This is a genomic window from Bacillus sp. z50, from assembly GCF_058313585.1.
In genome coordinates this window covers 1-12,344 of sequence record NZ_JBZFQL010000011.1, presented here as the reverse complement: position 1 = coordinate 12,344, position 12,344 = coordinate 1, and the positions used below count along the sequence as shown (strand labels likewise).

General features: G+C 39.5%; 12 protein-coding genes and 1 rRNA gene. All 13 read left to right on the top strand.

The features are described 5' to 3' along the window. The first annotated feature begins 1 nt into the window (after position 1). The gene (hpt, locus tag AC4G3N_RS18805) at positions 2-553 is read left to right on the top strand and encodes a hypoxanthine phosphoribosyltransferase (RefSeq protein WP_066103117.1); all 552 of its coding nucleotides are present in this window, start codon (positions 2-4) and stop codon (positions 551-553) included. A gap of 126 nt (positions 554-679) precedes the next feature. Beyond that, positions 680-2,665, top strand: a complete 1,986-nt coding sequence (gene ftsH, locus AC4G3N_RS18800; RefSeq protein ID WP_066103115.1) for an ATP-dependent zinc metalloprotease FtsH — start codon at positions 680-682, stop codon at positions 2,663-2,665. Positions 2,666-3,197: 532 nt separating this feature from the next. Continuing rightward, positions 3,198-3,968 (top strand): type III pantothenate kinase, encoded by a 771-nt coding sequence (locus AC4G3N_RS18795; RefSeq protein WP_066103112.1) that lies wholly within the window; start codon positions 3,198-3,200, stop codon positions 3,966-3,968. A 29-nt stretch (positions 3,969-3,997) separates the two neighbouring features. Next, the gene (gene hslO / locus AC4G3N_RS18790; RefSeq protein WP_066103109.1) at positions 3,998-4,876 is read left to right on the top strand and encodes an Hsp33 family molecular chaperone HslO; all 879 of its coding nucleotides are present in this window, start codon (positions 3,998-4,000) and stop codon (positions 4,874-4,876) included. An 18-nt stretch (positions 4,877-4,894) separates the two neighbouring features. Continuing rightward, a complete protein-coding gene (locus AC4G3N_RS18785) occupies positions 4,895-5,776 on the top strand; it encodes a peptidylprolyl isomerase (RefSeq protein WP_066103106.1) in 882 nt (293 codons plus the stop codon). Positions 5,777-5,949: 173 nt separating this feature from the next. Then, on the top strand, positions 5,950-6,876 hold the full coding sequence (cysK, locus tag AC4G3N_RS18780; protein ID WP_066103103.1) for a cysteine synthase A: 927 nt from the start codon (positions 5,950-5,952) through the stop codon (positions 6,874-6,876). Positions 6,877-7,029: 153 nt separating this feature from the next. Then, a complete protein-coding gene (gene folP, locus AC4G3N_RS18775) occupies positions 7,030-7,878 on the top strand; it encodes a dihydropteroate synthase (RefSeq protein WP_077248004.1) in 849 nt (282 codons plus the stop codon). Continuing rightward, on the top strand, positions 7,871-8,245 hold the full coding sequence (gene folB, locus AC4G3N_RS18770) for a dihydroneopterin aldolase (RefSeq protein ID WP_066103099.1): 375 nt from the start codon (positions 7,871-7,873) through the stop codon (positions 8,243-8,245). Before folP ends, folB begins: the two co-directional genes overlap by 8 nt. After that, a complete protein-coding gene (gene folK / locus AC4G3N_RS18765; RefSeq protein WP_491090981.1) occupies positions 8,235-8,762 on the top strand; it encodes a 2-amino-4-hydroxy-6-hydroxymethyldihydropteridine diphosphokinase in 528 nt (175 codons plus the stop codon). Before folB ends, folK begins: the two co-directional genes overlap by 11 nt. Continuing rightward, positions 8,714-8,923 carry a helix-turn-helix domain-containing protein gene (locus tag AC4G3N_RS18760; protein ID WP_066103093.1) on the top strand — a complete coding sequence of 70 codons (210 nt, stop codon included), beginning with the start codon at positions 8,714-8,716 and terminating at the stop codon, positions 8,921-8,923. Before folK ends, AC4G3N_RS18760 begins: the two co-directional genes overlap by 49 nt. A gap of 41 nt (positions 8,924-8,964) precedes the next feature. Continuing rightward, positions 8,965-9,960, top strand: coding sequence for a tRNA dihydrouridine synthase DusB (gene dusB / locus AC4G3N_RS18755; protein ID WP_491090979.1), 996 nt, complete (start codon positions 8,965-8,967; stop codon positions 9,958-9,960). A 171-nt stretch (positions 9,961-10,131) separates the two neighbouring features. Next, complete coding sequence (gene lysS, locus AC4G3N_RS18750) at positions 10,132-11,619, top strand: lysine--tRNA ligase (protein ID WP_148631318.1); 1,488 nt, start codon at positions 10,132-10,134, stop codon at positions 11,617-11,619. 397 nt (positions 11,620-12,016) lie between these two features. After that, a 16S ribosomal RNA gene (locus AC4G3N_RS18745) occupies positions 12,017-12,344 on the top strand; the annotation flags it as partial.

The following is a 12,344-nucleotide window of genomic DNA, read 5'->3' as shown; positions in this document are numbered from 1 at the left end:
AATGACGATTCATAATGATATTGAGAAAATTTTGATTTCAGAAGAAGAAATCCAAGGCAAAATTAAAGAACTCGGGGCTTTGCTTACAGAGGAATACAAGGATCTTAATCCATTAGTGATAGGTGTGCTGAAAGGTGCAATGCCTTTTATGAACGATTTATTAAAGCATGTAGACAGCTATTTGGAAATGGATTTCATGGATGTTTCCAGCTATGGTACTTCTACGGTTTCAAGCGGTGAAGTTAAAATCATTAAAGATTTAAACACATCTGTAGAAGGCAGAGATTTGCTGATTATTGAAGATATCATAGACAGCGGTCTTACCCTCTCTTATTTAGTGGATTTATTTAAATACAGAAAAGCTAAATCCATCAAGCTTGTCACATTATTGGATAAGCCATCCGGAAGAAAAGCGGATATACATGCGGATTACGCTTGCTTTAATGTACCTGACGAATTTGTTGTCGGATACGGGCTTGACTACATGGAAAAATACAGAAACATTCCATACATTGGCGTGTTAAAAAGGGAAGTTTACGAAACTGCCAAATAGGGATATAGATGATTAATAACCGTTCTATTCACATAATAGACTGTGCTATGATCTTTATATAAAATATATAAGTAACCTGATTGTAGATACGAATACTATATTTAGTTTTTTGGGAGGAGGTTAGGGATGAACCGTATTTTTAGAAATACCATATTCTATTTACTTATTTTTGTGGCGATTATCGGAGTAGTAAGTGTGTTTAACCAAAATTCCGAGCCAACTAAACATATTTCTAATAATGAGTTTATTGAAAGCCTTGAAAAAGGTGAGGTTAAATCCGCTGATTTACAGGTGGAACGCGGAGTATATTCTGTTAAGGGTCAATTAAAGGATGCTAAGGAAAATGAGTATTATTTAACATATATCCTTGCAGAACAGGCTGAAGAGGTTACTGACTTAATTGATGAACAGGGTGTAAAATCTACAGTTGCTCCAGCAAAAGAAACAAGTGTATGGGTAACATTCTTAACTTCAATTATTCCGTTCGTCATTATTTTGCTATTGTTCTTCTTCTTGATGAATAGTGCGCAAGGTGGCGGAAACAAAGTAATGAGCTTTGGTAAAAGTAAAGCTAAGCTTTACAGTGAAGAAAAGAAAAAAGTGCGCTTCAAAGATGTAGCAGGTGCTGATGAGGAAAAGCAAGAACTGGTTGAAGTTGTTGAGTTCTTGAAGGACCCTCGTAAATTTGCTGAATTAGGTGCGAGAATTCCAAAAGGTGTACTTTTAGTAGGACCTCCGGGAACAGGGAAAACCTTGCTTGCAAGAGCAGTAGCTGGTGAAGCAGGTGTACCTTTCTTCTCTATCAGTGGTTCAGACTTTGTTGAGATGTTCGTGGGTGTGGGTGCTTCCCGTGTGCGTGACCTTTTTGAAAATGCGAAGAAGAATGCACCATGTATTATTTTTATCGATGAAATCGATGCAGTTGGACGTCAGCGTGGAGCTGGCCTTGGCGGGGGACACGATGAACGTGAACAAACCCTGAACCAATTGCTTGTTGAAATGGATGGTTTCGGAGCAAATGAAGGTATCATTATCATTGCTGCTACAAACCGACCTGATATTCTTGACCCGGCTCTTTTACGTCCAGGCCGCTTTGACCGACAAATTACGGTTGACCGTCCTGACTTAATTGGAAGGGAAGCTGTACTTCGTGTACATGCACAAAACAAACCGCTTGATGAAAATGTGGATCTTAAAGCAATTGCGATGAGAACCCCAGGTTTCTCCGGTGCTGATTTAGAAAATCTCTTGAATGAAGCTGCTTTGGTAGCTGCAAGACAAGATAAGAAAAAAGTAGATATGAGCGACATTGATGAAGCAACGGATCGTGTGATTGCCGGTCCTGCTAAAAAAAGCCGTGTCATTTCTAAGAAAGAAAGAAATATTGTTGCCTTCCATGAATCCGGACATACGGTTATCGGGTTGGTACTTGACGAAGCAGATATGGTCCATAAGGTAACAATTGTTCCGCGTGGCCAGGCAGGTGGTTATGCTGTAATGCTTCCGCGTGAAGATCGTTACTTTATGACTAAGCCTGAACTGTTCGATAAGATTACCGGATTATTGGGCGGACGTGTTGCTGAAGAAATTGTCTTTGGTGAAGTGAGTACAGGAGCTCATAATGACTTCCAACGTGCTACAAGTATTGCCCGCAAAATGGTAACTGAATATGGAATGAGTGATAAACTCGGACCGATGCAATTTGGCCAGGCTTCAGGAGGCCAAGTATTCTTAGGTCGCGATATTAATAGTGAGCAAAACTATTCTGATAAGATTGCTTATGAAATTGATATCGAAATCCAAAATATCATCAAAACTTGCTATGAACGTGCAAGAAAAATTCTTACTGAAAACCGCAGTAAGTTAGACTTAATTGCTAATACATTACTTGAGATTGAAACGTTAGATGCTGAACAAATTCGCCACTTAGCGGATTATGGTAAGTTGCCTGAGCGTAAGGTAGCGAGCGATGTTACAGTGAATGTATCAGCTAAAAAGGAAATTCTGTCTGAGGATCTATCCAAAGACGATACAATATCCGAGCAAAGAGAAGATGATCAAACTCCTCCTACACCACCGGATATGGAAACAAACGATCCTAATAAATTGTAAGAATTCTGAGTGTCCCATCATATGAATGGGGCACTTTTTTTGAAAAGGGATAGAATGCTAACAGGAAGTTGGTCGTGAAGGCGTTGCCACAGGATGTGGCATACTTAGTCTTTGTTCGTTAAATAAGGGGCTTCAGCTTTTTGATTAATCCAGCTTCAGGGCCTAGGAGCTCGGGACATAAGCATGATCTCTGCGGGAGGAAAGAGCACCTCCCTCCGAGTATTCGTCTTATGCTTGTCGCTCCTGACCAGTCGTCTCAGCTTTTTGATGTAATCTAGCTTCAGGGCCTAACCACTCGAGACATAAGTGTAGCTGCTGCGGGAGAGAAAAAGCGCTCTCCCTCCGCACCTCCTCTTATGCTTGTCGCGGTTGAGCAAGGCCCTTTAGCTTTTTGATGTAATCTAGCTTCGACTCCTAGGAGCTCGAGTCATAAGCAAATACCCTACGGGAGAAGAACCCTCCCTCCGAGTATTCGTCTTATGCTTGTCGCTCCTGACCAGTCGTCTCAGCTTTTTCGATAGGGGGTTTTTGCATGTTATTGGTGATGGATGTGGGGAATACGAATATTTCGATTGGTGTTTATAGGGATGATGATCTTTGTTTTCATTGGAGAATTGGTACGGATCGGGGAAAAACTGAAGATGAATACGGAATGATATTTAATCAGTTGTTGAGTCATGTTGGGTTAACCTTCCATGATGTAAAAGGAATGATTCTTTCCTCTGTTGTGCCTCCCATAATGTCTTCACTTGAAAGAATGTGTACAAAATACTTTCAACTGAGGCCTTTGGTTGTTGGGCCTGGTGTTAAAACGGGATTAAATATAAAATATGATAATCCTAAAGAAGTTGGGGCAGATCGAATCGTGAATGCTGTGGCTGCAATTCATGATTATGGAGCGCCAATCATTATAGTAGACTTTGGTACAGCGACAACGTATTGTTATGTAAATGAGCATAGCCAGTATTTAGGAGGGGTGATTGCCCCGGGAATTGAAATTTCTACAGAGGCGCTCTATTCGAAGGCTGCTAAACTGCCCAGGATAGAGATTGTTCGTCCTGCCAATATCATTGGGAAGAATACAGTAAACGCTATGCAGTCCGGCGTTTTATATGGTTTTATTGGACAGGTAGAAGGAATTGTAACCAGGATAAAAAAACAGAGTAAGCAGAATCCTATGGTTATCGCTACTGGCGGAAGAGCATCTATGATTGCAAATGAAACATCCATAATTGATGTTGTCGATCCGTATTTAACATTAAAAGGTCTGCAAATCATCTATTCAAAGAATATACAACAATAATCCTGTAATGGATTTGGAAGGAGTTTATCATGAACGATTATTTAGTTAAAGCACTAGCATTTGATGGACAAGTAAGGGCGTATGCAGTCTCAAGTACGCAAACTATTGCAGAGGCACAAAGAAGACAGGATTCTTGGCGTACAGCATCTGCTGCGTTGGGAAGAGCAATGACAGCGGCTGTAATGATGGGAGCCATGCAAAAAGGCGAAGCAAAGATTACTATTAAAATTGAGGGTGATGGTCCGATTGGTCCGGTTATCATTGATAGTAATGCAAAGGGTGAGGTTAGGGGATATCTGACAAACCCTCATGTTGATTTTGAGTCTAATGAACATGGAAAACTTGATGTAAGACGTGCTATTGGTACAAATGGTACGTTAACTGTTGTTAAAGATATTGGATTAAGAGATAATTTCTCTGGCCAAGTTCCTTTAATTTCAGGCGAGCTTGGTGAAGACTTTACTTATTATTTTGTTGCCTCTGAGCAAACTCCTTCATCTGTAGGAGTCGGTGTTTTGGTTAATCCGGATGACTCGATTCTTGCTGCGGGTGGATTTATTATCCAGCTAATGCCCGGCACGGAAGAAGAGGTTATAGAAAAAATAGAGAAAGCTCTAGGATCAATTCCGCCTATATCCAAAATGATTCAGGATGGTTTAACTCCGGAAGAAGTACTTAATAAAGTATTGGGAGAAACAAACGTAAAAATATTAGAAAAAATGCCAATATCGTTCCAGTGTCAATGTTCCAAGGATAGGATAGCAAATGCTTTAATCAGTCTTGGAAAAGAAGAATTAGAAGATATGATCGAGACAGATGGTCAGGCTGAAACCCAATGTCATTTCTGTAATGAAAAATATATATTTACCAAAGAGGAGCTTCAGGAGCTAAAAGACACAGCTAAGTAATTTATTGGAGGAGTTACTTTGTCAAGTAAGCAATGTTGGTCCATTATCGCCGGTTTAATTCTATTGAATATTGTGACTGTCCTTTACTTTACGGTGGGGGAAAATTCAATGAAGGAAGATGCAACGGAAATTGTTGCTGCAGTAGGGGATGAAGAGATTAGCCGTCCAGACTGGCTCGCTGAATTGGAAAGGATACATGGCAAAGATGTATTAACTACAATGGTAAATGAAGAAGTTATTCTTCAATTGGCGGCTAAGCATCAGCTGACTGTTTCTGAGGATGAGATGAAAGTGGAGGCTGTTCTTCGGCAAGCGTTATATGGTTTTACTGGAAATTCACCCGCTCATATAAGTGATAAGGAGCACAAAAAGAAACTTGAAGTTTCAATTCTGCTTGAGAAGTTGTTGACAAAGGATGCCGTTATAACAGACAAGGAAGTTGAGTCTTACTATAAAAGTAATGAAAGCTTATTAAAGTTCACTGATCTCTATCGTCTATCCCATATCGTACTTAGTGAAAAGGCAAAAGCAAATGCGATTATTAAGGAATTGAAGGCGGGAACTGATTTTGCTGCAATGGCAATAGAGCGCTCGGAAGATAAATATACGGCCAATAATGGTGGAGAATTAGGGTATATATCTTTAGATTCCGAGTCTGTCCCTGAAGAATATAAAGAAACTGCGGCTTCATTAAAACCAGGGGAATGGAGTCAGCCAATTAAGATCAAGGATGGATATGCGATACTCTATTTGCGTGATCAGATTGGTAAATCCGAACTATCCTTTGGAAAAATAAAATCTAATCTTAAAAGAAAGACTGCAATGGAACAAATGAATATACCTGTATCTGCAGATATGCTTTGGGAACAGTATGATGTGGATTGGATTTATGGAAAATAGAGTCATGTGCTCTATTTTCTTTTATATACTGTAAATGAGCCATAAAGATTATTTCACATGGTTAGATGCGAGAAAATCTGGGAATTTAGAAGTATAATAGTTGACAGAAAGCGTAAAAATAGCTAAATTGTATATAAAACCAATGAAAATACTATGGATTAGGGGTGGATAAGTTGGGTAAAATAGCAAATAATATTTCTGAATTAATAGGTAATACACCTGTTGTTAAATTAAATAAGATTGTAGAAGATGGATCTGCAGAGGTTTATTTGAAATTGGAATATATGAATCCGGGAAGCAGTGTTAAGGATCGTATCGCACTTGCCATGATTGAAGATGCCGAGGAAAAAGGTCTTCTAAAGCCGGGTACAACGATAGTTGAACCAACAAGCGGTAATACAGGCATTGGGTTGGCATGGGTTGCAGCAGCAAAAGGGTATAAAGCTATATTGGTAATGCCGGATACAATGAGTATGGAACGCCGTAACTTATTGAAGGCATATGGAGCCCAACTTATTCTTACTCCTGGTAAAGATGGAATGAAAGGTGCAATTGCTAAGGCGGAGGAACTTGTTAATGAACATGGGTACTTTATGCCGCAGCAGTTTAAAAATGAGGCCAATCCAGAAGTCCATAGAAAAACAACCGGTAAAGAAATTGTAGAACAAATGGGCGATCAATTGGATGCCTTTATATCCGGTATAGGTACAGGCGGAACTATTACGGGTGCTGGAGAAGTGCTGCGTGAGAAATACAAAGATATTAAAATTATTGCAGTTGAACCAGCGGATTCACCGATTCTATCAGGCGGTACTCCAGGGCCTCACAAAATTCAGGGGATTGGTGCAGGCTTTATACCTGATACATTAAATACAAATATTTATGATGAAATTATAAAAGTTGAAAATGAACAAGCCTTTGAACAAGCAAGAAAAGCTGCTAAAGAAGAGGGTATTCTTGGTGGTATTTCTGCAGGGGCAGCTATTTTTGCAGCATTGGAAGTTGCCAAAAAACTTGGTGCCGGCAAAAAAGTTCTAGCAATCATCCCGGATAATGGTGAAAGATATTTAAGTACACCATTATATAACTTTGAAGATTAATCGTATAGAAGAGTAAATAAGCTAAACATATGGAGGAGGCTAAATGCCTCCTTTTGTTTTGGTTTTCTGTGTTTCTTTCTTTTTTACAAATAACATGTGGTATAGTGATTTGCATAGAGTAATTTCGGAGTCTAATTAAAGGAGCAAATTATTATGGAACTACCACAAAAAAAGATGATTCTAGAATGTGGACAATATAGATTGGAACTTGGACAAAGCACTAAGATTATGGGAATTTTAAATATCACTCCGGATTCGTTTTCTGATGGAGGCCAGTTTAACAAAGTAGAACAAGCGGTTTTGCGTGCAAAGGAAATGATAAAAGCTGGAGCAGATATCATTGATATCGGTGGTGAGTCGACGAGACCTGGCCATCAGCGAATTTCGTCAGATGAAGAATTGGAGCGAATCATTCCTGTTATTAAGGAATTAACAAAAGAGATCAATGTACCGATCTCGGTAGATACATATAAAGCGGATGTGGCAAAAGAAGCACTTCATGCAGGGGCAACTATCATAAACGATGTTTGGGGAGCTAAAGGTGATGAGGAAATGGCCCGTGTTGCTGCCGATTCAGGCGCTCCGATCATCCTCATGCATAATCGTAAGCAGGCTTCCTATGATCATTTTTTGCGTGATGTTTTAAATGATTTATATGAAAGTATTCAGATTGTTAAAGATGCTGGAGTTAGTAACGATAAAATTGTGCTGGATCCAGGTATCGGCTTCGCGAAGTCACTGGAGGAGAACTTGCTGATGATGCGAAATTTAGACATATTGACCAGCCTGGGTTACCCCGTCTTATTGGGAACATCACGTAAATCAATGATCGGCAGAACACTTGATCTACCAGTAGAGGAAAGAATGGAAGGTACAGGGGCGACAATATGTTTAGGGATTCAGCAGGGGTGTCAAATCATAAGGGTGCATGATGTGAAAGAGATGTCCCGTATGGCCCGTATGATGGATGCGATGCTTGGAAAGGTGAAAGTAAATGGATAAAATAATTCTTGAAAATATGGAATTTTATGGATACCATGGTGTTTATGAAGAAGAAAATAAGCTTGGACAGCGTTATAGAGTAAGTGCAGAATTGTATTTGGATCTGCAAGTCGCCGGAGAAACAGATGATCTGAATAAATCGGTTAATTATGCTGAAATATACACTTTATGTAAGGCTATTGTGGAAGGAAAGCCATATAATCTAATCGAAGCAGTGGCAGAAAAGATATCAGCAGAAATTTTAGGCACATATTCAATTATTCATTCATGCAAAATCAAGGTTGTGAAACCAGACCCACCGATACCGGGTCACTACGATTTTGTTGCAGTTGAGATTATAAGGGAGCAAGAGCAGCATGATGAATAAAGTTTATATTGGATTAGGTACAAATGTAGGGGATAGAGAATCGAATTTAAAGGATGCCATAAGCGAATTGGCAGAAGTACCTGAAATTGAGATTATATCTTTATCATCTATATATGAGACAAATCCAGTAGGCTATTTAGAACAAGGTAAATTTTTGAATATGGTTGTTTGTATAAACACAACTTTCGATGCACAAACACTATTGGTTACCTGCATGAAGATAGAACAAAATCTTGGCAGAAAAAGGGAAATTAGGTGGGGTCCGCGAACAATAGACCTTGACATTTTGTTATATAATCAAGAAAATATTGTAACGAAAAACCTAATTGTCCCTCATCCGCGGATGCTTGATAGGGCCTTTGTGGTTATCCCGCTCGTGGAGATAGATAAGGACATCATTCTGCCTAATATGGAAAAACCTATAAGGGAAATCATGGATGATATCCCCGAAAAAGAAGGGGTTCGGATATGGAAGCGGAAAAATGGGGAAGGCGTATTAGGGCATTTAGAAAGCTGAAAGGTTTTACTCAAGAGGAATTTGCAAGGGAGTTATCTGTCTCTGTCTCAATGCTTGGCGAGGTAGAAAGAGGCAACCGAATACCCTCTGAGCGCTTTTTGCAGGATATTGCAAATCAGTTGGACATTACAGTGGAGGAACTAAAACCTCTCGTTAAATAGATTTAATGATAAGTGCAAGTAAAGGATAGGGAGGAATTGAATTGTTGAAGATTGGCAATGTCGAAATGAAGAATCCGGTTGTACTTGCACCTATGGCCGGAGTTTGTAACTCAGCATTTCGTTTAACAGTTAAGGAATTTGGGGTAGGGCTTGTTTGTGCAGAAATGGTTAGTGATAAGGGAATAATTTATGGAAATGAAAAAACCCTCAACATGCTCTATATTGATGAACGAGAAAAGCCATTGAGCCTTCAAATTTTTGGTGGAGAAAAAGAATCGCTTGTTCAGGCAGCTCAGTTTGTGGATAAGAACACCAATGCAGATATAATTGATATTAATATGGGCTGTCCTGTTAACAAGATTATTAAATGTGAAGCGGGAGCCAGATGGTTACTAAATCCGGATAAGATTTATGAGATGGTTTCAGCTGTAGTTGATAAAGTAGATAAACCGGTTACGGTTAAAATGAGAATTGGCTGGGATGACAAGCATATATTTGTTGAAGAGAATGCAAGGGCAGTTGAAAGAGCGGGCGGAAGTGCGATATCTGTCCATGGACGTACTCGGGTTCAAATGTATGAAGGAACGGCAAACTGGGATTATATCCGTATGGCAAAAGAAGCTGTCAATATACCGGTTATTGGAAATGGGGATGTACAGACTCCGCAGGATGCCAAGAGGATGCTTGAAGAAACTGGCTGTGATGGAGTCATGATCGGTCGTGCTGCACTCGGGAATCCGTGGATGATGTACCAAACCGTTAAGTATTTAGAAAATGGGATCCTTTTGCCGGAGCCATCTGTTCGTGAAAAAATCGATGTTTGCGTCCTGCATCTTGACCGCCTTATTGCATTGAAGGATGAGTTTATCGCTGTGCGTGAGATGAGAAAACACGCAGCTTGGTATTTGAAAGGTATTAAAGGAAGCGGTAAAATCAGAAATGAGATAAATGAGTGCAACACACGTGAACAATTGGTAGGGCTGCTTTATAATATGGTGGAAGATATTGAACTCCATGAAGCCGTTCGTGCAGTTTGATGATTTGACAGTACCTGATATACTGTATAATAAGTATGTAGAAACTGCCGGTAAAACCGGCAGTTTTTATGATACTTTTAAAAGGATAATGATATTTTTTATATATTAGGTTCTAAGGTTGTGTAAAATAAAGGAACAGTATATACGTGATAGAGATGGAGTGGAAATAAGATGAGCAATTATGAAGAATTAAACGACCAATTAAAAGTCAGACGTGACAAAATGAACCGCATCCAAGAAATGGGCATAGATCCATTTGGCAAAAGATTCGAACGTACACATTTGGCTCAAGAAATTAGCAATGAATATGCAGATGTGGAAAAAGAGGATTTAGAAGCAAAGAATGCGGAAGTATCTATAGCTGGCAGAATTATGACAAAGCGTGGAAAAGGAAAAGCAGGCTTTGCTCATATTAAAGATGTGAGCGGTCAAATTCAAATATATGTGCGTAAGGATGCTATTGGGGAAGAAGCTTATGAGCTATTCACTATGGCTGACCTTGGCGATATTGTAGGTATTAAAGGAACGGTATTTAAAACTAAAGTGGGAGAGCTTTCTATAAAAGTAAGCCAGTTTACATATCTTACTAAGTCCCTTCGTCCTCTTCCGGAAAAATATCATGGATTAAAAGATATTGAAGAGCGCTATCGTAAGAGATATTTAGACTTAATTACAAGTGAAGAAAGCCAAAAAACATTTGTAACACGCAGTCGTATCATTCAGGCAATGAGACGTTACTTTGACGACCAAGGATTCCTTGAGGTTGAAACACCAATGCTTCATTCAATTGCTGGTGGTGCATCTGCACGTCCGTTTATAACGCATCATAATGCGCTTGATATGCCTATGTATATGCGTATTGCCATTGAATTACACTTGAAAAGGCTAATTGTTGGTGGTTTGGAAAAAGTATACGAAATCGGCCGAGTATTTAGAAATGAAGGAGTGTCCACAAGACATAATCCTGAGTTCACAATGCTTGAGCTTTACGAAGCTTATGCTGACTACAATGATGTAATGGACTTGACTGAAAATGTCATTGCTTATATTGCAAAAGAAGTTTTAGGAACAACTGTCATTCCTTACGGTGATTATGAAGTGGATTTAACACCAAAATGGACAAGACTTCATATGGTAGATGCAATTAAAGAATACGTAGGTGTAGATTTCTGGAAAGAAACATCAGTTGAAGAAGCGCGTGCGCTTGCTAAAGAACATGATGTCCAAATTACTGAATCTATGACATACGGTCATATTGTTAACGAATTCTTCGAGCAAAAAATCGAGGAGAAGTTAATACAACCAACCTTCATTTATGGTCATCCGGTAGAAATTTCTCCGTTGGCTAAAAAGAATGAGGATGATCCACGCTTTACTGATCGTTTTGAGTTATTTATCGTGGGACGTGAGCATGCGAACGCCTTCACTGAGCTGAATGATCCAATTGATCAGCGTCAACGCTTTGAAGCGCAATTAAAAGAGCGTGAACAAGGTAATGATGAAGCACATATGATGGACGATGATTATATAGAAGCATTGGAGTATGGTATGCCTCCAACAGGAGGTCTTGGAATTGGTATGGACCGTCTAATTATGCTACTAACTAATTCACCTTCAATTCGTGATGTACTGTTATTCCCGTTAATGAGACATAGATAAGATTTTAAAGAAGAAGCTGCCGATTAAGGGCAGCTTCTTCTTTATTTTCTTTCATTCGTATAATTGATATATGAAGATAAGGATATAAATCTAAGCTTCATAGTAAAAGAAAGGATAAAAACAAAAACTTTTATAAAAAAGTATTGCAAAATAAAAAACAAGGTGGTATATTAATAAACGTCGCTGCTGCAGTATTAAATACGAAGCAAGCGATAAAGAAAAAAATAAAAAAAGTTGTTGACATGAGGTTGCTAACTTGGTATGATAGTTAAGTCGCCAAAACGACAACGAAACAGATTGTTCTTTGAAAACTAAACAAAACGAAACGCCAAGCAAGTCTAAAATAAGAGATTTTTAATCTCGTCAATTTGCTTTAAAATTTAGCTAGATCAAACATCTTTCGGAGAGTTTGATCCTGGCTCAGGACGAACGCTGGCGGCGTGCCTAATACATGCAAGTCGAGCGAATCTAAGGGAGCTTGCTCCCGGAGGTTAGCGGCGGACGGGTGAGTAACACGTGGGCAACCTGCCCCTAAGATTGGGATAACTCCGGGAAACCGGTGCTAATACCGAATAGTTTCCAACACCACATGGTGTTGGAAGGAAAGTTGGCTTCGGCTAACACTTAGGGATGGGCCCGCGGCGCATTAGCTAGTTGGTGAGGTAACGGCTCACCAAGGCAACGATGCGTAGCCGACCTGAGAGGGTGATCGGCCACACTGGGAC

Coding starts and splice junctions, on each gene's coding strand:
- ftsH (WP_066103115.1), top strand. CDS start 680: ATGAACCGTATTTTTAGAAATACCATATTCTATTTACTTATTTTTGTG.
- hpt (WP_066103117.1), top strand. CDS start 2: ATGACGATTCATAATGATATTGAGAAAATTTTGATTTCAGAAGAAGAA.
- folP (WP_077248004.1), top strand. CDS start 7,030: ATGGAACTACCACAAAAAAAGATGATTCTAGAATGTGGACAATATAGA.
- folK (WP_491090981.1), top strand. CDS start 8,235: ATGATGAATAAAGTTTATATTGGATTAGGTACAAATGTAGGGGATAGA.
- AC4G3N_RS18795 (WP_066103112.1), top strand. CDS start 3,198: ATGTTATTGGTGATGGATGTGGGGAATACGAATATTTCGATTGGTGTT.
- hslO (WP_066103109.1), top strand. CDS start 3,998: ATGAACGATTATTTAGTTAAAGCACTAGCATTTGATGGACAAGTAAGG.
- AC4G3N_RS18760 (WP_066103093.1), top strand. CDS start 8,714: ATGGAAGCGGAAAAATGGGGAAGGCGTATTAGGGCATTTAGAAAGCTG.
- lysS (WP_148631318.1), top strand. CDS start 10,132: ATGAGCAATTATGAAGAATTAAACGACCAATTAAAAGTCAGACGTGAC.
- folB (WP_066103099.1), top strand. CDS start 7,871: ATGGATAAAATAATTCTTGAAAATATGGAATTTTATGGATACCATGGT.